General features: G+C 66.2%; 17 protein-coding genes. 9 read left to right on the forward strand and 8 right to left on the reverse strand.

What is annotated here, in order from left to right; genetic code table 11:
- Nucleotides 1-363: 363 nt before the first annotated feature.
- Complete coding sequence (gene egtD, locus U5760_RS10690) at nt 364-1356, forward strand: L-histidine N(alpha)-methyltransferase (protein ID WP_322011604.1); 993 nt, start codon at nt 364-366, stop codon at nt 1354-1356.
- Nucleotides 1357-1402: 46 nt separating this feature from the next.
- On the opposite strand, the gene U5760_RS10695 is transcribed toward egtD, so the two are convergent.
- Nucleotides 1403-1699, reverse strand: coding sequence for an acylphosphatase (locus U5760_RS10695; protein WP_322011606.1), 297 nt, complete (start codon nt 1697-1699; stop codon nt 1403-1405).
- Nucleotides 1700-1901: 202 nt separating this feature from the next.
- Here U5760_RS10695 and hpnA point away from each other — a divergent pair, with 202 nt between their 5' ends.
- Complete coding sequence (gene hpnA, locus U5760_RS10700) at nt 1902-2912, forward strand: hopanoid-associated sugar epimerase (RefSeq protein WP_322011607.1); 1011 nt, start codon at nt 1902-1904, stop codon at nt 2910-2912.
- Between the two features lie 223 nt (nt 2913-3135).
- Nucleotides 3136-3774 (forward strand): hypothetical protein, encoded by a 639-nt coding sequence (locus U5760_RS10705; protein WP_322011608.1) that lies wholly within the window; start codon nt 3136-3138, stop codon nt 3772-3774.
- A 96-nt stretch (nt 3775-3870) separates the two neighbouring features.
- Here U5760_RS10705 and U5760_RS10710 read toward each other — a convergent pair whose 3' ends face one another.
- Both U5760_RS10710 and hpnC read right to left on the reverse strand, forming a co-directional pair.
- Nucleotides 3871-5049 carry a glycosyltransferase gene (locus U5760_RS10710; protein WP_322011610.1) on the reverse strand — a complete coding sequence of 393 codons (1179 nt, stop codon included), beginning with the start codon at nt 5047-5049 and terminating at the stop codon, nt 3871-3873.
- A gap of 28 nt (nt 5050-5077) precedes the next feature.
- Nucleotides 5078-5947, reverse strand: coding sequence for a squalene synthase HpnC (gene hpnC / locus U5760_RS10715; protein WP_322011611.1), 870 nt, complete (start codon nt 5945-5947; stop codon nt 5078-5080).
- 352 nt (nt 5948-6299) lie between these two features.
- Between hpnC and ispH the strand changes: the two genes are divergently transcribed.
- Both ispH and hpnH read left to right on the forward strand, forming a co-directional pair.
- Nucleotides 6300-7244 carry a 4-hydroxy-3-methylbut-2-enyl diphosphate reductase gene (gene ispH, locus U5760_RS10720; RefSeq protein ID WP_322011612.1) on the forward strand — a complete coding sequence of 315 codons (945 nt, stop codon included), beginning with the start codon at nt 6300-6302 and terminating at the stop codon, nt 7242-7244.
- Nucleotides 7245-7256: 12 nt separating this feature from the next.
- Entirely contained in the window at nt 7257-8408 is a 1152-nt protein-coding gene (gene hpnH, locus U5760_RS10725; RefSeq protein ID WP_322011613.1) for an adenosyl-hopene transferase HpnH, read from the forward strand.
- A 152-nt stretch (nt 8409-8560) separates the two neighbouring features.
- Here the strand turns inward: hpnH and U5760_RS10730 are convergent, their stop codons facing one another.
- The 4 genes from U5760_RS10730 to speB form a co-directional block, all read right to left on the reverse strand.
- Nucleotides 8561-9568 (reverse strand): tetratricopeptide repeat protein, encoded by a 1008-nt coding sequence (locus U5760_RS10730; protein ID WP_322011614.1) that lies wholly within the window; start codon nt 9566-9568, stop codon nt 8561-8563.
- Nucleotides 9568-11169 carry a tetratricopeptide repeat protein gene (locus tag U5760_RS10735; protein ID WP_322011615.1) on the reverse strand — a complete coding sequence of 534 codons (1602 nt, stop codon included), beginning with the start codon at nt 11167-11169 and terminating at the stop codon, nt 9568-9570. Before U5760_RS10735 ends, U5760_RS10730 begins: the two co-directional genes overlap by 1 nt.
- A 293-nt stretch (nt 11170-11462) precedes the next feature.
- Entirely contained in the window at nt 11463-12959 is a 1497-nt protein-coding gene (locus U5760_RS10740; RefSeq protein WP_322011616.1) for a purine-cytosine permease family protein, read from the reverse strand.
- A gap of 67 nt (nt 12960-13026) precedes the next feature.
- Nucleotides 13027-14004 (reverse strand): agmatinase, encoded by a 978-nt coding sequence (gene speB, locus U5760_RS10745; RefSeq protein ID WP_322011617.1) that lies wholly within the window; start codon nt 14002-14004, stop codon nt 13027-13029.
- Between the two features lie 153 nt (nt 14005-14157).
- On the opposite strand from speB, the gene U5760_RS10750 reads away from it, so the two are divergent.
- From U5760_RS10750 to U5760_RS10765, 4 genes are all read left to right on the forward strand, one after another.
- Nucleotides 14158-15078, forward strand: a complete 921-nt coding sequence (locus U5760_RS10750; protein WP_322011618.1) for a LysR family transcriptional regulator — start codon at nt 14158-14160, stop codon at nt 15076-15078.
- Nucleotides 15075-15890 carry a GNAT family N-acetyltransferase gene (locus U5760_RS10755; protein ID WP_322011620.1) on the forward strand — a complete coding sequence of 272 codons (816 nt, stop codon included), beginning with the start codon at nt 15075-15077 and terminating at the stop codon, nt 15888-15890. Before U5760_RS10750 ends, U5760_RS10755 begins: the two co-directional genes overlap by 4 nt.
- A 353-nt stretch (nt 15891-16243) precedes the next feature.
- Nucleotides 16244-18022 carry a DUF3857 domain-containing transglutaminase family protein gene (locus U5760_RS10760; protein WP_322011621.1) on the forward strand — a complete coding sequence of 593 codons (1779 nt, stop codon included), beginning with the start codon at nt 16244-16246 and terminating at the stop codon, nt 18020-18022.
- A 108-nt stretch (nt 18023-18130) separates the two neighbouring features.
- Complete coding sequence (locus U5760_RS10765) at nt 18131-19156, forward strand: SGNH/GDSL hydrolase family protein (RefSeq protein WP_322011623.1); 1026 nt, start codon at nt 18131-18133, stop codon at nt 19154-19156.
- A 61-nt stretch (nt 19157-19217) separates the two neighbouring features.
- Here U5760_RS10765 and U5760_RS10770 read toward each other — a convergent pair whose 3' ends face one another.
- A complete protein-coding gene (locus U5760_RS10770) occupies nt 19218-20852 on the reverse strand; it encodes an FGGY-family carbohydrate kinase (RefSeq protein ID WP_322011625.1) in 1635 nt (544 codons plus the stop codon).
- Nucleotides 20853-20888: the final 36 nt, after the last annotated feature.

The following is a 20888-nucleotide window of genomic DNA, read 5'->3' on the forward strand; positions in this document are numbered from 1 at the left end:
GGACGGGAACGCAAGGCTCGGGAAAAGCGCGGAGCGCGGGCCACGCGCACGATGGCGTGCGGCTCGGGTAAAGACGTTGTCATCTGAATCGGCTATGAGATGGGAGGCGACCGATGGAGTGGCGACCGGTGCGCGAGGCGCCATTTTAGTCGGATGCGCGCGCCCCGGTGCGGCGGGCACGCCCGATGCGCGCCTCTGCCCAAACGGCGAAATCCGCGATTTAGTCCGTGCAGATCGCGCCGCCATGGTCTAGAACGTAAGTCTCGCTACGGAACCGCCCTCCGGCCGCGCCGCCTTCGCCATGCACCTTGCCGTGGGCGAAAGGCGCGCCGCCGCCTGCCGTCCCACGCACCTGGAGCCCGCATGTCCCGCCCTGCGCACCGCCCCACCGCCCGTCCCGCAGCCGTCGCCCCCCACCTCGCCGCCTTCGCCGCCGAGGTTCACGCGGGCCTCACGCACACGCCGCAGAAGGAATTGCCGTCGAAGTATCTGTATGACGAAGTCGGATCGGCGCTCTTCGAGGTGATCACCGTGCTGCCCGAGTACGGCGTCACGCGCTCGGAAGAGCGTCTTCTCACGCGTTATGCCGCGGAAATCGTCGAAGCCTTGCCCGCCGATGTCACCGTCGCCGAACTCGGCAGCGGCAGCGGCCGCAAGACGCGCCGCATTCTCGAAGCCCTGTGCCGCAAGCGCCCCACCTCGTATTGTCCGATCGAGATTTCGCGCACCGCGCTGCAACTGTGCCGGCGCGAGCTGGCCGACATCGAGCGCATTTCCATCGTGGGCTACGAGCGCGACTATCTGGCGGGCCTCGCCGAAGTGAGCCGCAAGCGCGCGAGCGGCGAACAACTGCTGGTGCTCTTTCTCGGCAGCACGATCGGTAACTTCGCGCGCCTCGCGGCCACGCGCTTTTTGCGCGACATCCGCGCGATGCTCAAGCCCGGCGACACGCTGCTGCTCGGCACCGACCTCGTGAAACCCGTGCCCACGCTGATCGCCGCCTACGACGACGCCATCGGCGCCACCGCCGCGTTCAATCTGAACCTGCTCGCGCGCATCAACCGCGAACTCGACGGCGACTTCGACCTCGCCGCCTTCGAGCACGTCGCGCGCTTCAACCCGGACGCGCGCAGCATCGAAATGCATCTGCGCGCGAAGCGGCGCGTGCAAGCGCACGTGGGCGCGGCACAGCTATCGGTCGCGCTGGAGGCGGGCGAAACGATCTGGACCGAGAGCAGCCACAAGTACCACGCCGACGAGATCCCGGCGATCGCCGCCGATGCGGGCTTTAGCTGCGCGCATCAGTGGGTCGAGAAGGAATGGGGATTCGCGGAAAGCCTGCTCGCGGTGAAATGAGGCGCTTGCGCAACGCAAGCGCCCCGGTGCGGCTTCAGTGCTGACTTCAGTGCTGTTCAAAGCGCTCGTAGCGCTTTTCGGTGTGGCGTTCCTCGCTCACCACCTCGGTCACGCGCGCCGCGGGCGGTCCGTGGCGCAGCCACGACAACATGCGGTCTACCTGATTGGCCGTTCCCTGGATCAGGGCTTCCACGGAGCCGTCTTCCAGGTTGGCCACATAGCCGCGAATGCGCAGCGCGTGCGCCTGGCGCACGGTCGCGTGACGAAAGCCCACGCCCTGCACCGTCCCGCGCACGCGCACGTAATACGTTTCGAGGCGTGAATCCAGATCCGGTCCGGTCATCGTTCGTTTCTCCTGCTCTATCCAAATAGCCGACACTCTGCGCGGCATTGTAGTCGCGGCGGCGCGCGAGCGTGGCAGACGGCCGCGCGCCACGTACAATCCGTGCCACGCCGGCGGCAGGACCGCCGCCCGCGCACCGGCCCCAACCGACACCAACCCCCGGGCGCCCACTCCGCGCCACCGGACAGGAAATCCAACCCGTATGACCGCCAATTCCCGCGACCTCGTGCTGATCACCGGCGCTTCCGGCTTCGTCGGCTCGGCCGTCGCCCGCATCGCGCAGGACAAGGGCTATGCCGTGCGCGTGCTGGTGCGCCCGACGAGCCCGCGCACCAACCTCGCCGCGCTCGACGCCGAAGTCGTCACCGGCGACATGCGCGACGCCGCCTCGATGCGCGCCGCCCTCTCCGGCGTGCGCTATCTGTTCCACGTGGCCGCCGACTACCGCCTCTGGGCACCCGATCCGCACGAGATCGAGCACGCGAACCTGGAAGGCGCCGAAGCGACCCTGCGCGCGGCGCTGGAAGCGGGCGTGGAGCGCATCGTGTACACCAGCAGCGTCGCGACGCTCAAGGTGACGAGTTCGGGCAGCTCCGCCGACGAAACCTCGCCGCTCACGGCCGAACAGGCGATCGGCGTGTACAAGCGCAGCAAAGTGCTCGCCGAGCGCGCCGTGGAACGCATGATCGAGCGCGACGGCCTGCCCGCCGTGATCGTCAACCCGTCCACGCCCATCGGCCCGCGCGACGTGAAGCCGACGCCCACGGGCCGCATCATCGTGGAGGCGGCCACGGGCAAGATCCCCGCGTTCGTCGATACGGGCCTGAACCTCGTGCACGTGGACGACGTGGCGCACGGCCACTTCCTCGCGCTGGAACGCGGGCGCATCGGCGAGCGCTATATCCTCGGCGGCGAGAACCTGCCGCTGCAGCAGATGCTCGCCGACATCGCAGGCATGGTGGGCCGCAAGCCGCCCACCCTTGCCCTGCCGCGCTGGCCGCTCTATCCGCTCGCGCTCGGCGCGGAAGCCGTGGCGCGCTTCACGAAGCGCGAGCCGTTCGTCACCGTGGACGCGCTGAAGATGTCGAAGAACAAGATGTATTTCACGTCGGCGAAGGCGGAGCGCGAGCTGGGCTATCGCGCGCGGCCCTACCGCCAGGGGCTCGAAGATGCGCTCGCATGGTTCCGCGAAGCGGGCTATTTGAAGGCGTGAGCGGGGTGAGCGGGGAACAACGGGGCGCCGGGTCGGGCGCTCACCCGCATCTGGCTTCAGCGCGCGAAGTGCCGCACGCACCCCGCAATCCGGCACTTTTTTCGCTGTTTTTCGCGCCGGCTTCGCATTTTGTTACAACTTTTGTTGACACATGCGTACAACGCCTAACCGGCAAGCCGTGCGCGCAGCGGGTAAAATCGCGGGTCTTACTGAGAAGCCTCGCATGAATCTAAAAGAACAGATCGGCGCGCTCGAAGCGGGCGTCGATCAGCTCCTCCAGGCCGCCACCGTCGCCAGCCTGTCCACGCCGCGCAACGAAGCCGCGCCGATTGCAGACCAGCCCGCCGCAGACCACGCCGACGCCCATCGCGCCGCACCCGCGCACGAGCCGGCACCGCCAGCCGACGAAACCCGCGTCGCGGCCGGATCGCCGGCTGCGGAATCGCGGGCGACGAGCGACGAGTCGAACGTTGCCGTGGAAACGGCGCAAGCCGAAGCCGCCGCACCGGCCGCTGACGATACGCCGGTCCCCGCCGCCGAACCCGTGCTGGAAATCGGCCGCCCGGCGCAAAACGCCATCACGATGACGATCGGCGGCCAGACCGTGGCGCTCAATCCGCTGCAGGTCGGCGAACTGATCGAGCAGCTCTCGTTCGCCCGCGCCTCGATGCAGCCCGAGCCGCCGCAGGGCCTGCCGCCCAACTGGCGTTTCGTCTCGACGAAGAACCCGGTGATGGCCGTGCAGAAGCAGGGCAACGGCGACCGTCTGCTCGTGCTGCGCCACACGGGTCACGGCTGGGTGCCGTTCACGTTCTCGCCGGACATGGTCGTGCAGATGTACATGATGCTCACGCAGCGCTAAAAACGCGTGGCGCCGAAATGAAAAAGCCGTCGCGATGCGACGGCTTTTTTTCGCGGCGGCGGCGGCTGCGTAAGCAACCGCCCGATCAACGCACAATCAACGCCCCTGCACAGGCGCCTGCACACGCGACTTCCACTGGCCGCCCTTGCCGCGCCAGAAGCGCCAGGCCGAAGCGAACGTCGCGCCCACATAGAACAGCGCCACGAGCGGCAAGAACGGCGCCCACAGCGGCGAGCGGCGATAGTACGCGAGCATGGGCGCATAGGCGCAGCACATGAGCGCCCAGGCCACCCACGCGGGCCAGCCCGCCGGCCCCAGCACGAGCGCGACGACGGGCGGCGCCAGATAGATCACCGTCATGCCGACGATCGTCCCCGCCAGTTGCCACGCCGAGTAGTGAAGCTGCGTGAACGCCGTGCGCGCGATCATGTTCCAGATGTCCTTCCACGAATCGTACGGGCGCAGCGATACGCTTTTCGCGGCCACGTCGAGGCGGATCGGATGGTGGCCGTCGCCGCGGTGCTTGATGCGCGCAGCGAGGCTGCAATCGTCGATCAGCTCGGCGCGGATCGACTCGATTCCCCCCGCTTCCTCCAGCGCCTTGCGGCGCACGAGCATGCAGCCGCCCGCCGCCGCCGCCGTCTTGTTGCGCGGGTTGTTGACCCACGAGAACGGGTAGAGCTTCGCGAAGAAGAACACGAAGGCCGGGATCAGCGCCTTCTCCCAGAACGAGTCGCAGCGCAGACGCACCATCAGCGAGACGAGATCGCGCTGTTCGGCCTGCGCGCGCACCACGAGTTGCGCGAGCGCCTCGGGCGGATGGCCGATGTCGGCGTCGGTCAGGAGCAGGTAGTCGGCGGGCAGGTCCAGCGTGCGCACCGCCTCGATGCCCTGCGACTGCGCCCACACCTTGCCCGACCAGCCCGCGGGCAGCGGCCTCGCCGGGATCACCGAGAGCTTTTCCGGGCACTGCAGCGCGAGCGCGGCGGCGCGTGCGGCTTCGGCGGTGCCGTCGGTGCTGTGGTCGTCGATCACGATCACGTGGAACTCGCCCGCATAGTCCTGCTGGAGCAGCGAGCTCACCGCCTCGCCGATGGCGTCCGCCTCGTTGCGCGCCGGCACCACCGCGCAGGCGGCGGGCCAGCCGTCCGCCGGTTCGACGAGCGGCAACGGCGCCGCCGGCCGCGCGCGCCAGAAACCGCCGCGCGCGAACAGCAGAACCAGCCAGATCAGCAGCGAGAGGCAGGACAGGGCAAAGAGGATCGTCGTCGTCATAGATTGAGGCGGGTTCTTCAGGCGTTCATCAGGCGTTGTTGCTTTCGATCGAAGGCGCGCGCACGCTCACGCGGCGCGACAGCCACATGGCCGCCGTGCGCCACAGCACCACGATCCAGTCGGCGGCGCCGAGCGCGGGCCGCTCGCGGAACACATCGTAACCGCTGCGCTCGATGCGCTCGAGCAGGCGCAGCCCGCCATGCACGACGCTGCACAGTTCCAGCCCGAAGCGGCCCGGCACGCGCAGCGCGAGCGGCGCGCCGCTCGTCATCAACGCGCGCGCGAAGGCCAGCTCGTGGCGCATCAGCGTGCGCCAGGCGTCGTCCACCACGCCCGCGGCGATCTGCGCCTCGGTCACGTTGAAGCGTTCGAGGTCGGCTTGCGGCAGATAGATCCGGCCGCGCCGCCAGTCCGCCCCCACGTCCTGCAAGAAGGTGATGAACTGCAGCGCAGTGCAGATCGCGTCCGAATCGGCGAGGTTTTCGGGCGTCGCTTCTTCGATCAGGTGCAGCATCAGATGGCCGACCGGGTTGGCCGAGCGGTGGCAGAAGTCGAGCAGATCGAGCCGGTCGGCATAACGGACCGTGTCGATGTCCTGATCGAACGCCGAAACCAGGTTGTAGAACGGCTCGAGCGGCAGCCCGTTCTGCCGCACCACCTCCGCGAGCCTGGCGAACAGCGTGGGATGCACGTTCGCCGCCCGCCCCTGGGCCACGGCATCCAGACCGGCGCGAAAATCCGCGAGGCGCGCGTGGCGCTCGGCGGGGCTCCAGTCGCCTTCGTCTGCTATGTCGTCGGCGGTGCGCGCGACATGATAGATCACGCCCACCGGCGCTCTCAGCGCCTTCGGCAGCAGCACGTTCGCAACGGGAAAATTTTCGTAGTGGTCGGCTTCCATCCAGGGTGTCCAGATTGGGGTCAGGTCAGCCAGCGCCATCCAGCGGCGCATGCGAACCCCGCGGATCCGCTATTTTAAAGGTTCTGGCATCATGTTGCACCGCGGCACGGCTGGCTTCCTGGCCCCGTTGCGATCCACTGGGCATGCCCGGCGGCCATGCGGCGTCGCGTGCACGCCGCACCCCAGGTGCTTGCCGCAGCAAACGGTTGGCGATGGGGTTAAAATGCGCGTCTAGTTTGAGTCTGGCTATGGTCAGACTACAGATGTGCACCTAATTAATATGATGGGCGCGGCGAGCAAGTCATTTTTACCGGCTTCTTCGGCAACCGCGTCAGTCGGAGTTCGCCACCCTATGCGAGTGATCCTTGCCCAACCCCGCGGCTTTTGTGCGGGGGTTGTCCGCGCTATCGAGATTGTCGATCGCGCACTGCAGAAACACGGCGCGCCCGTTTATGTGCGTCATGAAATCGTCCACAACCGTCACGTGGTCGAAAACCTGCGCAACAAGGGCGCGCGTTTCGTGGAAGAGCTCGACGAAGTGCCCGAGGGCGCCGTGGCGATTTTCAGCGCACACGGCGTGGCCAAGACCGTCGAGCGCGCAGCGCAGGAGCGCGATCTCGACGTGCTCGACGCTACCTGCCCGCTCGTCACCAAGGTGCACGTGCAGGGCCGCCAGTACGTTTCGCAGGGCCGCACGCTGATCCTGATCGGCCACGCGGGCCACCCGGAAGTGGAAGGCACGATTGGCCAGATTCCCGGCACGGTGCTGCTCGTGCAGAGCGAAGCCGATGTCGCGAAGCTCGACCTGCCGCTCGACGCGCCGCTCGCGTACGTGACGCAGACCACCCTTTCGGTGGACGACACGCGCGGCATCATCGACGCGCTGCTGGCCCGTTTCACCGACATCGTCGGCCCGGACACGCGTGACATCTGCTACGCGACGCAGAACCGCCAGGCCGCCGTGCGCGAGCTGTCCATCGAGGTGGAGGTGCTGCTCGTGGTGGGCGCGACGAACAGTTCGAACTCGAACCGCCTGCGCGAGATCGGCAGCGAGTCGGGTGTGCCGAGCTATCTCGTGGCCGACGGCTCGGAAGTGAAGGCAGAGTGGTTCGAAGGCGTGCAGACGGTTGGCCTCACGGCCGGCGCGTCGGCGCCCGAAGAGATGGTTGAGAACGTGATCGACGCGCTGCGCGCGTTGGGGCCCGTCGAGGTGTCGACGATGGCCGGTCGCGAAGAGAAAGTCGAATTCAAGCTGCCGGCGAAGCTGTTGCAACCGCTCGTCGCACGCGAAGTTTAAGGAGGACACGTCTTGTCTATTCCGCTGTTACAAAAAGTCCGCGTTGGCGCGTACATCTTCCGCCAGCATTTCGGCGGCAACAAACGCTATCCGCTCGCGCTCATGCTCGAGCCGCTGTTCCGCTGCAACCTGGCCTGCAACGGCTGCGGCAAGATCGACTATCCGGATCCCATCCTGAACCAGCGCCTCTCGCTGGCGGAATGCCTCGAAGCCGTGGACGAGTGCGGCGCGCCGGTGGTTTCCATCGCAGGCGGCGAGCCGCTCCTGCACAAGGAAATGCCGCAGATCGTGAAGGGCATCATGGCGCGCAAGAAGTTCGTGTATCTCTGCACGAACGCGCTGCTCATGGAAAAGAAGATGGACGACTACGAGCCGAATCCGTATTTCGTCTGGTCGGTGCACCTGGACGGCGACCGCGAGGCGCACGACCACTCGGTTTCGCAGGAAGGCGTCTACGACAAGGCCGTCGCGGCCATCAAGGAAGCCAAGCGCCGCGGCTTCCGCGTGAACATCAACTGCACGCTGTTCAACGACGCGCAGCCGGAACGCGTGGCGAAGTTCTTCGACACGGTCGGCGAGATCGGCGTCGACGGCATCACGGTTTCGCCGGGTTATGCCTATGAGCGCGCGCCGGATCAGCAGCACTTCCTGAACCGCGAAAAGACCAAGAACCTGTTCCGCGAGATCTTCAAGCGCGGCAACAACGGCAAGAAGTGGTCGTTCAGCCAGTCGAGCCTGTTCCTCGACTTCCTGGCGGGCAACCAGACCTACCAGTGCACGCCGTGGGGCAACCCGGCGCGTACGGTGTTCGGCTGGCAAAAGCCCTGCTATCTGGTCGGCGAAGGGTATGTGAAGACCTTCAAGGAACTGATGGAAACCACCGACTGGGACAAGTACGGCACGGGCAAGTACGAGAAGTGCGCGGACTGCATGGTCCACTGCGGCTTCGAAGCCACCGCCGTGATGGACACGGTGGCGCATCCGCTCAAGGCCGCGCGCGTCGCCCTCTCGGGCCCGCGCACGCAAGGCGCGTTCGCGAAGGACATCTCGCTCGAAGGCCAGCGTCCTGCCGAGTACGTGTTCTCGCGCCACGTCGAGATCAAGCTCGAAGAGATCAAGAACGCGGCCAAGACCAAGAAGCCGGCCACGGTCGCGGCAGGCTGATCGCTTCGGCCTGGCGCTTCAGGGCGCCTGGGCCGTAACGCATCATGCAAAAAGGGCGCAGCGGTTCGAACCGCTGCGCCCTTTGTGTTTTTGCGGCGGGTCAAAATCCGCTGCCGCTTTCCGTCCTGGTATCGGCGCCGCGAGCCACGGCCTCACCGTCTCGATCCGGAACGCTGACCATCAGGTTCTGCGTCAGCAAATCGGCGCGCACCCGCTCGGCTTCGGTCAGGGAAGCGCGCACGCGCTGCTCCACAACCTGCGCCGCCGCTGCGCAGGCTTCCCAGCCCGGGCGGCCAGCAAGACCCGCCTGCGCGCGCCTGAGCCACGCGTCGCCGAGCGCCTTGCCGCGCCGCCGCCGCCAGCCAGCCAAAAGCCTTTTTGTCATCCCTCGCGACGCCGGCGCCCTGAAGCAGAGACAGCCCGAGCAGGAACTGGCAATCGGCATCGCCGGACGATGTCCCCTTGATGAACCACGCAACGGCGCCCTGTGCATCGCGCGGCACGCCGGGCGCGCCGCTCAGGAGCATGCGGCCGGCGTTGGCTGCTCCATGCGGATCGCCGTTCGTGGCAGCACGCGCAAAGAGCCGGTACGCGGAGGCAGGATCCTTCGGAGCGCCTTCGCCGGTAAAGTCGAGCGATCCGAGGGCACTGGCGGCGACACCGTCGCCGGCGTCCGCCGCCCGGCCCAGCCACATGCGTGCGGCGGGCACGTCGGCCGGCACGCGCTGCCCCTCCAGATAGAGCTGGCCGACCAGGCGCTGCGCGACGGGCTGGCCGTCGGCCGCAGCCCGGCTCAATAGGGCGAATCCGCTTCCTGACGGCGGTCCGCCGACGCCGAACAACACCAGTTGACCGTAAATGGTCGCGGCATCGAGATTGCCTCGCGCCGCCTCGGCGGCACATACGGCGCGCAGTTGCCCGGGCGTCGACAGCGGTGAACGGAACGAACCATCGCCCAGACCCCACTGCGCCGAACACGTCGAAGTGGGATCGCTGAACGGGACCGGCGGCAAGTGCCGGGGGTCGGCCCCGCTCTGCAGCCCGCCCGCTTGCGCCGACGGCATGGCCGTCACGTCGGTCGCGCCAAGTGCCGCCGCCGCGAGCATCGCCCACCACGCTGCGGCGCCCACCCGCTTCGCGAAACGTGCAGAAACCGGCATTACACGCCGCCGTAACGGACCATCGTCCATTCGCTGGTGCCGTAGGGCTGGAGGTCCTCGATCCGCTTCCGGTAGCTCTGCGCCACGGCGTCGTCGTGCTTGACGAAGCGGTTGTAGGCCGCAGCCATCATCCAGGTTTCGGCCAGCGCATTCTGAAGCAGGCCCGGGTCCGGGATGATCGAAACCATCGAGTAGACCGCGTCCAACGGAGCGCGGCCGCGCACGTACTGCAGCAGCACCTGGCGATATTGCGTCGTCGGCATGGCGGTGCGCCGGCGGATGTAGTCTTCGAAGTACGGGCTGACCGGCGCCGTGCCGTCGCTGCGCGCACGAACGATCAGATAAAGCGTGGCCAGATAGTCCCGGTCGAAATCATCCGATCCCCGGGCACAATCGGCCAGCATGTCGATCTGGCCGGCCCAGTTTCCTTTGAGCATGTAGGCCCAGGCAGACGACCCGGTCGCTTCGACATACTGGTGATAGACGGCAGCGGGATTCGCCGCACCCGCCAGTTCACGGCGCATCTGTTCGAGCAGCGGTGCGGCCGCCGCGAGCGCGTCGTCCGCCCGGTCCAGCGCAACGAGCGTCGTGACCCGGGACTGCTTCAGCGAGATGTCGTCCGGTGCGAGCGCGATCGCCCTGTCGATGGCGGCGAGCGCCTCTTCGTGCTGTCCCGTGTTGTCGAGAAAGGCCGAAACATCGCCATAAGCCTTCGCCTTGTCCGCGGGCGGGGCGGCGGCCTGGAGCGACGCCTGGGCAGTGACCAGCGCTTGCGCGGCAATCTCGCGCAAAGGGTTCGCGCTGCCGAAGGGATGCCGGCGCTCGCTCGCCGCATCGATCCCCATGCCGGACAACTTCGCCTCCAGCCTGGCGTCGATGTGGTTCTCGGGCGTCCACCGCGCAAGCTGGACGTAGTCGGCGTGGGCCCCGGCCGTGTCGCCGGCGATCTCGCGCTCCGTTGCGCGGCCGCCATACGCCGCTGCCAGCGCAGGGGCAAGGCGGATCGCATTGGAAAAAGCCTCGATCGCCTCCTGGTGATGGCCGGTAGCAGCGAGGATGTTCCCGAGCACCACATAGTAGGGCGCACCGAGCGTCGAATCCAGCTCGTGCACGTTTGCGTGCCGGGCACGCAATTGCTCCAGCAGCGCCATGCCTTGCGGGTACTGGTGCGTGGTGTTGTAGAGCGACGCGAGCAGGAACAACTGGTCGTCCCCCGGCGTCGGCTCCAGGTCGATCGCCGCGCGCTGGGCATCGATCGCGGCGCTATAGCCCTGACGCGCCATTTCGGTCCACACCAGCCCTTGCAGCATGAACACCCGCAATGCAACCGGCAGGTCGCGTGAAGCAAGGCACGCATGAATCCGGTCCACGGTTTCCGCGACGTGATCCACGACCGAACTCATGGACACGGTCGCTGCCACGCAGGTCGCCCGCACGTCGGGCGACAGGGTGTTCATGGATTTCGCGGCATTGGAGACGAGATTCGTCGACGCAGCGGCAAGAGTTGGCGGCGGCGTCGGCGTCGATACGGTGGGCGAGGTGGGCGATTGCGCGCACCCCAGCAGACACAGGGGCACAAGGGCAAGTAGTACGCGGTGCATGGTGTTTTTCTTCACTCTGTTCTTTTGACGGCACGGCCCGTGGCATGGATTCCGTGCCTTTCCCATCGATACGCTCGAACCCTTATCTATCGGCAGATTCAAGGCGATCTTGAGCAGGCGGCCGTGCCGGCACGATGCCTTATGCAAACAGCATGTACAGCGCGGATCCCGAATGACCGCGCTCAATTGGGGGTGCGCAAAATGCGCAAGGGCAGCCCGCAATGGGCTGCCCTTGCCTGTCGACTGCTCCTGAAGGCCGCCTCTTGCACAAGGCGGCCTCCAGCGCGGACGTCTCACTGTCCTGCCGACTGTCGCGCCATCGCAATGATGTCGCTCTCGCCGATCGTGCGGATCACCTTCTCCTCCGCAGCCAGATCGAGCGAGCGGCTCAGCACGTAATACACCGCACCCGACACGATCAACCCGACGAGCCAGGCCAGATCGATGCCGTCCATCAGGTGTGCGAAGTAGCCGACAAAGATCTCCTTGCCCGATTCGTTATCCACGATGCTGAAGAACGGGATCATGCTGGCGAAGCCGATCAGGTAGGCCGCAATGCCGCGCACCTGCCACGCCCCGTAGATGCCGCCCGGCATGAAGAAGTGCGAGATCGCATAGCGGCCCTTGCGCACGAAGAAGTAATCGACGAGATTCACGGCGGTCCAGGGCACGAGGAAGTACAGGAGCAGCACGAGGAACGTGTTCAGGAGCGCCACGCCATTGCCGCGGATCGAGAGCGTGCAGGCCAGCAGGATCGCGCTGATCGCCATGACCGCGCCGATGCGGGCGCGACGCGTGGGCTGGATCTTGCGGAACGAGTCGATGCCGGTCAGGAGCGTGAGCATGGCGCTATAGGTATTGAGCGCGATGATCGGCAGGAAGCCCGCCACCGACACGACGACGATCAGGCTGCCGCAGCCCGGGAACAGCGCCGAGCCGACCTGGTTGAGCGCGACGAGCGCATCCGAAGCCTTTAGCTGCTGGGCAAGCCATGCGCCCAGACCGATCATCCACGCGCCGGACAACGAAGCGCCGAGGAAGATCGCCGAGATCAGCTTCGCGCGGCTCGTCTGCTTCGGCAGATAGCGCGAGTAATCGGAAACGTAGGGCGCGTAAGAGATGTTGTAGCTCGCACCGATGGCGAACTGCGTGATGAACGCCACCCAGTTGAAGCCGAGGCTGGCGGGCGTGGCCGCGGGCACGGCCCCCTTGCCCACGCCGAAGACCAGCGCCACCGTGACGAGCGCATAAAGCGGCAGCGTGGCGATGAGCGCCCACTTGAACGCCTTGTGCATGAGGTCGTGGCCGAAGACCGCCAGCACGCCGCCCACCACCGAAGCGACGATCGCCACCACCGCGGGGTTCAGGCCGAACACGTTCTTCAGGCCGTCCATGATGAGCGAGACGTTCACCACGTTGAAACCCACGAACACGAAAAGCGTGGCCAGCAACGCGAGCGCCACGCCGCGATAGCCGAACTGCGCGCGCGACTGGATCATCTGCGGCAGCCCCATCTCCGGCCCCTGCGAGCCGTGGAACGCCATGAAGATCGTACCGAACATGATGCCGAGCGCGCCGGCCAGCGTCGTCCAGCCGGCGGAGAGCCCCATGCCCGGGCCCACGAAGCCGATCGAGATCGTGAAGAAGTGAAAGTTGCCGAGGAACCAGAACGGACCCTGGCTGCGGAGCTTCGCGTGACGCTCGCGCTCGGGAATGTAGTCGATCGAACGGCTCTCGATTTCGAGGCCGGCCTCCGCGGCCGCGAGGCCGGCGTGTTCGTGTGCGTTCATACAGCAAGTCTCCTGATTGTCATGCTACGCGCGGTGTTGCGCCGCGCGTGCCCTGTGCCACGCGGTTCTAGTCGCGGCGCTTCACGCCGGGCAGCACGCACAGCATTTCGAACGCGAGGTTCGCGCCCAGCAACGCCGTGGTCCCAAACGGATCGTACGGCGGCGCCACTTCCACGAGGTCCGCGCCCACGATATCCACGCCCCACGTGCCGCGGATGATCTCCAGCGCCTGCGGCACGGTCAGGCCCGCAATCTCCGGCGTGCCGGTGCCGGGCGCATAGGCCGGGTCGATGCCGTCGATGTCGAAGCTCAGGTACACGGGGCCGCCCTGCACGCGTGCGCGCACTTCTTCCATCAGCGGCGCGAGCGACTGGTTCCAGCATTCTTCGGCCTGCACGACCTTGAAGCCCTGCTGGCGGCACCAGTCGAAGTCTTCCGCCTCGTAGCCGGTCCCGCGCAGGCCGATCTGCACCACCCGGTCGCAGTCCAGCAGGCCTTCCTCCACCGCGCGGCGGAACGGCGTGCCGTGGGCGATTTTTTCGCCGAACATCGTGTCGTTGACGTCGGCATGCGCATCGACGTGGATGAGACCCACGCGCCCGTACTTGCGATGAATCGCGCGCAGGATCGGCAGCGTGATCGTGTGATCGCCGCCCAGCGTGATGGGGCGCGTGCCGTGCGCGAGGATCGCGTCGTAGGCGGCTTCGATGCGCGTGATCGAATCGGCGAGATTGTAGGGGTTCGTCGCCACGTCGCCGATATCGGCCACGCGCAGCGAATCGTAGGGCGCCGCGCGCGTGGCCATGTTGTACGGGCGCAGCAGCACGGACTCCGTGCGGATCTGGCGCGGGCCGAAGCGCGCGCCGGTGCGGTTCGAGGTGCCGAGATCGAACGGCACGCCCACGAAGCAGGCGTCGAGGCCCGCGGCGTCTTCCACGTGCGGCAGACGCATCATCGTGGCGATACCGCCGCAGCGCGGCATCACGTTGCCGCCGAGGGGCTGGAAATTCGGTTGGAAATTCGGTTGAAAATAAGTGTCGGACATGGTGGCGCTCCTGCTTTCATTCACTGTGCCGTATCATTCGTATCGGCCACAGCTGCAGTTGTATGCGCTCAAAAATCGAAGATAAATAACGATTGTGCCGCTGTTCACATAGATACATCGTTATGTATCGACGATTTCCCCCACGGAGAACCCATGCTCGGCAGCCTGACCGACCTCGACCTGCGGCTGATCCGCGTTTTCGTTGCCGTCGCCGACGCCGGGGGCGTGAGCGTCGCGCAAACCACGCTGAACGTGAGCCAGCCCACGATCAGCGCGCAGCTTTCCACGCTGGAGACGCGGCTGGGCTACCGGCTGTGCGAGCGGGGCCGCAGCGGCTTCCGGCTGACCGAAAAGGGCGAGCGGCTCTACGAACTGGCTACGGCGCTGCTGGCGGCCGCCGAGGAATTCACGCTCAAGGCGCGGCACCTGGACCGGAAGCTCGTGGGCACGCTCAGCATCGGCCTGATCGGGCATACGCCGACCAGCCAGAACGCGCGCGTGAGCGAGGCGATCGCTTCGTTCCGGCAGCGCGACGAGGCGGTGCGATTTTCGCTCTCCGTGAAGTCGCCGGGGGAACTGGAGGAGCAGTTGCTGAACGGGGACATTCAGATCGCCGTGGGGTACTTCTGGCACCGCGTGCCGACGCTCGAATACACGCCGCTCTTCATCGAGCGGCAGATTGCGTATTGCGGGCGCGGGCATCCGCTATTCGAGCGGGCCGGGCAGCTCGACCCGGGCGAAGTCGCGGATCACGAATGGGTGTGGCGCACCTACCCCACGCCCGAGGCGCAGCACTCCACCACGCCGAACAAGGTCACCGCGCAGGCCGACAACATGGAAGCCGTATCGCTCCTGATTCTCTCCGGGCATCATCTGGGCTACCTGCCCCAGCAGTTCGCGGCGCCGCACGTGCGGCGCGGGCTGCTCGTCGCGCTCAACCCGAAGGCGCTCAGCTACGAGGTGACGTTCCACATGGTCACGCAGAAGCGCAACCGGCGCAGCCCGATCGTGCAGGCTTTTATCGAGGACTTGAAGAATGCGCATCTGCATGAAGACGAGGAAAACGATCAATGAACGTGCATGACGATAATCTGGGACTTGCCACGGACCTCTCGTTTCATAGGGAGAGCGCGATCGTCGAAGCGCACGACGACTACCTCGTGGTGCGAACCCCGGACGCACCCGACTACTTCTTCGGCAACCTGCTCGTGCTCCCGCGACGACCGGCGGTTGGCGAGCTCGAACGGCTGGAGGGCGATTTCGCCCGCCTTGTGGGAGCGCCGCCGCGCATCGCGCATCGGGCGTTTACGTGGCCCGAGAGCGCGGAGGGCGCGGTGGACGTCGAAGCATTCGTACAGCAAGGCTACGATTTGACGGTGTGCCGAGTGCTCGCCGCGCATCCGCGCGCGCTGCGCCCGGTGGCGATCAATCCTGACGTGGAAGTTCGCCGGTTCGAATCGCAGCAGGATTGGGACGACTGGTCCCGGATGCAGCTGGCCGACATGCCCGACCCCGACGACATCCGCTCACAGCGTTTCATGGCGAATCGAAAGGCGGTGTATCGGCAACTGATCGACCGCGGCCTGGGCGACTGGTGGGGTGCGTTTATCGGCGACGAACAGGTGGGCAGCCTGGGGCTGTTCTTTCTCGACGGCATTGGGCGCTTCCAATGGGTTATCACCTCGGAGCGCCATCGAAACCAGAAGGTGTGCAAGACACTGGTGACGGAAGTGATCAGGCTGACCGAAGGACTTTCGAACCGGCTGGTCATGGTGGCCGACGAGGCGTATCACGCAGGAGCGATTTACGAGGCGATGGGTTTCAGGCCGCAAGCGGAGCGCGTTGCGAGCTTGTGCCGGGAACCAGGCAGTCCGGCGGCGCTATAGCGCTATGGATTCGAAACGGGCATTCAAATGCTTCGACCGCTAAACCAGATAGGACGAATGGCGGTGCATTTCACCCTCTTTCCAATACCCTGCAAAAAGCAAACGAGCGCCACTCATAATCTTTCAATTGCGAAATCGGGATTAGCCATTTCGCATTTGTTGCACCTGAAAATTCGTTGAGATAAAGTCGAGCCCGGCTCGGTTGATTATCTCCACCGAAAAGCCGGCCTCGAAAATCGCCAAACAAGATCAACAAGAATATGAATAAACCGATCAGGGGAATATGGGCCGTATGCGCAATGGCGATTGCCTGCAATTACGTCCACGCTGCCCCGTTTCAACCCAACACCACCGTGCTTTCCGACGATATCGTCTACGACGTCAATGCCGACGGCACGAATACCAAGGTCGAGACGGAAACCATCCGCCTGAATACGGACCAGGGCGTCAGTCAGTTGAGCCAGATTCCGTTGCACTACAGCAAGACGATGCAGGACCTCGTCGTCGAAGAAGCCTATACGACCACGAGCGACGGCAAGCGCATCGACGTTCCCCCCGACCGGATTCTCGAACAGCAGAGCCGCGAGAGCGCGATCGCTCCGATGTTCGACGACGGCCGCGTCAAAACCGTGGTGTTTCCCGCCGTTGAAACAGGCGCGACGATCACGCTGCGCACGCGCTGGACCGAGCGGACCCCGCTTTTCCCTGGGCAATTTTCCACCACCGAGTACTTCAGGAACTCGCACGCCTTCGAATCCGTGAGCGTGACGATCCACGCGCCCGCCACACTGAAGCTTTACGCGGATGCCGTCGATATGGCGGGCGGCAAGATCGCCGACGACGACACCGGCAAACAGACCTGGCGCTGGACGCTTGGCAACACGCCAGCCCACCCGCCGGAACTGGGATCGGTCAGCACGGCGGACGTGAGCCCGCGCGTGACCGTCACCACGTTCCCGAGCTTTGCCGCCGTCGGCGCGGCCTATCAGCAGCGCGCCGCGCTGAAAGCGGCCGTCACGCCGGCCATCCAGGCCAAGGCCGACGAACTGACCCACGGCGTGTCCGATCCCAAGGCGCAAGCGGCTCTGCTGTACAACTGGGTGAGCACCCATATCCGCTATGTAGCGATCTATTTCGGCTTTGGCGGCGTCGTGCCGCACGACGCGGACGCGATCCTGAAAAACGAATACGGCGACTGCAAGGACCATGTGACGCTGCTTCAGGCACTGCTGGCCGCCAAGGGCATTCGCAGCAGTCCGGTGCTCGTGAACGCGAACTCGTCGTATTGGCTGCCGCAGGTCGCAACGCCGCTCGCGGTGTTCAACCACGTCATCACCTACCTGCCCGACTTCAAGCTCTACGTGGACTCGACGGCGAGTCTCGCCCGCTTCGGCAGCCTGCCCGACAGCGAGCTCGGCAAGCCAGCCTTGCTCATGGACGCAGAGAACGGCACGGCGCAGGTCGTCACGCTGCCCGCCGGCGATCCGGAGAGCACCCGCGTGACCACCACGCAGCACATGACGCTGGACAGCAACGGCAACATGACCGGCACCGGCCAGGTGGAAAGCACGGGCGCGCTCGAGTGGCTGATCCGGGAAATGTTCGCCAGGCTGCAACCCGGCATCGAGCCACAATTCGCGAGCCGCATTCTGGTGCTGAGCGGCCAGAACGGCACGGGTGACTTCCATCACGGCGACGTTCACGACCTGACCCAGCCATTCGTGTACCGCACCGAATTCCAGGTGCCGGACTACGCGCAACTGCCGGGGCCGGGTGCCATGCAGGTGCCCCGCGGCCTCGGCGGGCTCAGCAATATCACCGACACGTTCGTGGCATTCGGCGCGCAGACGCGCGATTTCGCCATGCCCTTCCCCAGCCACCATCTGGTCGAGACCACGGTGCTTACGCTGCCCGAAGGCGTGGACGTCACCCATCTGCCCAAACCGCTGGATATCGCCTCGAAGTTCGGCACCTATCGGTCCCGCTACACCGCCAGTGGGCGGGAAATCACCGTCACGCGGGATCTCTTGATCGTGGTGCCCGGCGTGCTGTTGCAGCCCAACGACTATGCGGAGCTCAGGACGATGGCGCTCCAGGTGCAGCGCGATCTGCATAGCCAGATCATCTATTAGGGCGGCCGCCAGAACCCCGCGCATCCTTTTTGCTCACCTCCTCGCCATGAGCCCGCCGCGCCACCCGCGCGCGGCGGGCGTAACCGCCCAGAGCGGTGAGGAGGCGCCATGCAAAGAATCAACAATGCGGTGCGAATTGCAATTTCTACCGTCCTGTTCGCCCTGATTGCCGCCTGCGGCGGCGGGGGCGGCGGCAATAGCGGAAGCAGCAGCAGTTCGGGCACGCCGCCGGGCGGCGTCAGTCTGCAGGTCGTCTCCTTCGGGGACAGCCTCTCGGACGTCGGCACCTATGCGCCGATCGCGAGCGCGGTGGGCGGCGGCCGCTTCACCACCAATCCCGGCCAGGTGTGGACCCAGGATGTTGCGCAGTACTACGGGAACACGCTCAACGCCGCCTTCACGATCGGCTTCGATCACAAGCTCAGTGCGCAAGGGGGCCTCGGCTACGCCGAGGGCGGATCGACGGTCGCCACGCCCGCCACCCAGTACGACTTCCTGACCGATGTGATCGGCAATGTCGAAATGCCCGTCAACCAGCAGGTTTCGAGCTATCTGGGTACGTACGGCAGCTTCAACTCCGGTCAGCTCGTGCTGGTCTGGGCCGGCGCCAACGACGTGCTGCGCGCCGGCACACCGCCCGCCGCCACATCGACCATACAGGCGGCGGCCACCACGCTCGCGCAGGTCATCGGGCAGATTGTCCAGGGCGGCGCGACGCACGTGGTGGTGGTCAACGTCCCGAACATCGGTTTGTCGCCCAAGGGCCTTGCCGCCTCCGACGGCGGCGCGAACCTGACCCAGCTCTCGCAGCTCTTCAACTCGACGCTGAATGCCGCCCTGCAATCGAACGGTCTGCAAGGCAAGGTGATTCAGGTCGACGCGTACACGTGGGTCACGCAGACGGTCGCGAACTTCCAGGCGAACGGCTTTACCGTGTCGAACACGGGCCAGGCCTGCGATCCGTCGAAAACCCCCGACGACACCTCGCTGCTCTGCTCGCCAGCCACCTATGTTTCGTCCAACGCGGACCAGACCTATATGTTCGCCGACGACCTGCACCCCACGACGCATCTGCACGCGTTATTCGCGCAGTACGTCGAGCAGCAGATCGCCGCGAGCGGTTTGGGTCACTGAAGCTCACTGCGGGTCAATGATGATCACTTAGGATCACTGATCTTCAACGAGAGATGCAGCATTAGCGGATCGCGCGCGCCACGCCCTGCAACTGCCTGAACGCGTCGTAGCGCGCGTCGTGCAGCGCCGCGATCTCGCCTGTCGCCGGTTCGTGAACCCGGGCGATGCGCGACATCTTCGCCATCGCCGTGCGCACGTCGTCGAAGAGGCCGGCCGCCACGCCGCCCAGCATCGCGGCGCCCAGCAGCACGGGCTCTTCGGCCTCGGTCACGAGCACGGGCTTGCCCGTCGCATCGGCGAGCAGTTGCCGCACGAGCGCGAGCCGCCCCGCTCCGCCGCTGATCACCACGCGCTCGATGGGCGCACCCGCCGCCGCCTGCGCTTCGACGATCTGGCGCAGCCCATAGCCGATGCTGCAAATGCCGGCAACATACAGCGCGACCAGGCTGTCGAGATCCGCCTCCATGCCCAGCCCCGCAATCACGGCGCGCGCGTGCGGATCGGCGAAGGGCGCGCGGTTGCCGAGAAACTCCGGCACGACGTGCAGGCCTTGCGTCAGCTTCACGGCATCGGAGAGCTCGACGGCAGCCTGCACGGCGAGGCCCGCCAGCATGGAAGGCAGCGATTGCCCGCCCTGCGTGGCGCGCTCCTGCGCCTCGGGGGTAAGCGGATGCATCGAGAGCAGCCGTTCGATGGCCGCGCCCGCCACCGACTGGCCGCCTTCGTTGAGCCACGCGTGCGGCACCATCGCCGAGTAATACGGCCCCCACACGCCGGGCACGAAAACCGGTTCGCGCGTGGTCGTCATCGTGCATGAAGAGGTGCCGAACACGTACGCGAGGCAGGATTCGGGCGCACCGTCGGCGCCCACCGTGCCGATGCCGCCTGCGTGCGCATCGATCACGCCCGCGGCAACCGGCGTGCCCGCGCGCAGGCCGAGCTCGGCGGCGGCCTCGGCGGTCAGGCCTCGGCCCAGCGGCGTGCCGGGCTCCACCACCTGCTGCCCGATACGCGCAAAGCCTTCGTCGGCCAGCACGCCAAGGCCCACGGCGCGGAAGTAACTCTCGTCCCAGCGTCGCTCATGCGCGAGGTAGGTCCATTTGCAGGTGACGGTGCAGGTGGAGCGCGCCAGATCGCCACTCGCGCGCCAGGTCAGGAAATCGGTGAGATCGAAGAACTGCCAGGCCGCTTCGAACACGTCGGGCCGGTTCTCCAGCAGCCAGAGCAGCTTGGGCGTTTCCATTTCCGGCGAGATCGTGCCGCCCACGAACCGCAGCACCGCGTGCCCCGTTTCGTTGATCCGTTGCGCCTGGCCGAGCGCGCGGTGATCCATCCACACGATGATGTCGCGCTCGTCCTGCTCCGTGGGTCCCACGGGCAAGGAGCGCCCGCCCTCGCCCAGCACGACCAGCGAGCAGGTGGCGTCGAAGCTGATACCGGCCACCGCGTCGGGCGAAATCGCGCCCAGAGCCAGCGCGTCCTTCACCGCGCGGCACACGGCGCTCCAGATCTCGCGGCTCGACTGCTCGACGATGGCGCCGCTCGAATGAAACACCGTGATGTCGTGTTTCGCCGAAGCGACCATGCGGCCCGAGGGATCGAAGATGCCGGCGCGGGCACTGCCCGTGCCCACGTCCACGCCGATCACGTAGCGCGTGCCCGGTGCCGCGCCGGCAGTGAAATTGTCAGTGCTCATCGCAGATTGCTTGTAAGAGGTGAAGCGTCGGCGGCA

This window comes from Paraburkholderia sp. J12, assembly GCF_905220215.1.
Taxonomy (GTDB): domain Bacteria; phylum Pseudomonadota; class Gammaproteobacteria; order Burkholderiales; family Burkholderiaceae; genus Paraburkholderia.

Bases quoted from the DNA above. Each gene is read 5' to 3' on its own strand.
- egtD (WP_322011604.1), top strand. From the start codon at position 364: ATGTCCCGCCCTGCGCACCGCCCCACCGCCCGTCCCGCAGCCGTCGCC.
- U5760_RS10695 (WP_322011606.1), bottom strand. From the start codon at position 1,699: ATGACCGGACCGGATCTGGATTCACGCCTCGAAACGTATTACGTGCGC.
- hpnA (WP_322011607.1), top strand. From the start codon at position 1,902: ATGACCGCCAATTCCCGCGACCTCGTGCTGATCACCGGCGCTTCCGGC.
- U5760_RS10705 (WP_322011608.1), top strand. From the start codon at position 3,136: ATGAATCTAAAAGAACAGATCGGCGCGCTCGAAGCGGGCGTCGATCAG.
- U5760_RS10710 (WP_322011610.1), bottom strand. From the start codon at position 5,049: ATGACGACGACGATCCTCTTTGCCCTGTCCTGCCTCTCGCTGCTGATC.
- hpnC (WP_322011611.1), bottom strand. From the start codon at position 5,947: ATGGAAGCCGACCACTACGAAAATTTTCCCGTTGCGAACGTGCTGCTG.
- ispH (WP_322011612.1), top strand. From the start codon at position 6,300: ATGCGAGTGATCCTTGCCCAACCCCGCGGCTTTTGTGCGGGGGTTGTC.
- U5760_RS10730 (WP_322011614.1), bottom strand. From the start codon at position 9,568: ATGCCGGTTTCTGCACGTTTCGCGAAGCGGGTGGGCGCCGCAGCGTGG.
- U5760_RS10735 (WP_322011615.1), bottom strand. From the start codon at position 11,169: ATGCACCGCGTACTACTTGCCCTTGTGCCCCTGTGTCTGCTGGGGTGC.
- U5760_RS10740 (WP_322011616.1), bottom strand. From the start codon at position 12,959: ATGAACGCACACGAACACGCCGGCCTCGCGGCCGCGGAGGCCGGCCTC.
- speB (WP_322011617.1), bottom strand. From the start codon at position 14,004: ATGTCCGACACTTATTTTCAACCGAATTTCCAACCGAATTTCCAGCCC.
- U5760_RS10750 (WP_322011618.1), top strand. From the start codon at position 14,158: ATGCTCGGCAGCCTGACCGACCTCGACCTGCGGCTGATCCGCGTTTTC.
- U5760_RS10755 (WP_322011620.1), top strand. From the start codon at position 15,075: ATGAACGTGCATGACGATAATCTGGGACTTGCCACGGACCTCTCGTTT.
- U5760_RS10765 (WP_322011623.1), top strand. From the start codon at position 18,131: ATGCAAAGAATCAACAATGCGGTGCGAATTGCAATTTCTACCGTCCTG.
- U5760_RS10770 (WP_322011625.1), bottom strand. From the start codon at position 20,852: ATGAGCACTGACAATTTCACTGCCGGCGCGGCACCGGGCACGCGCTAC.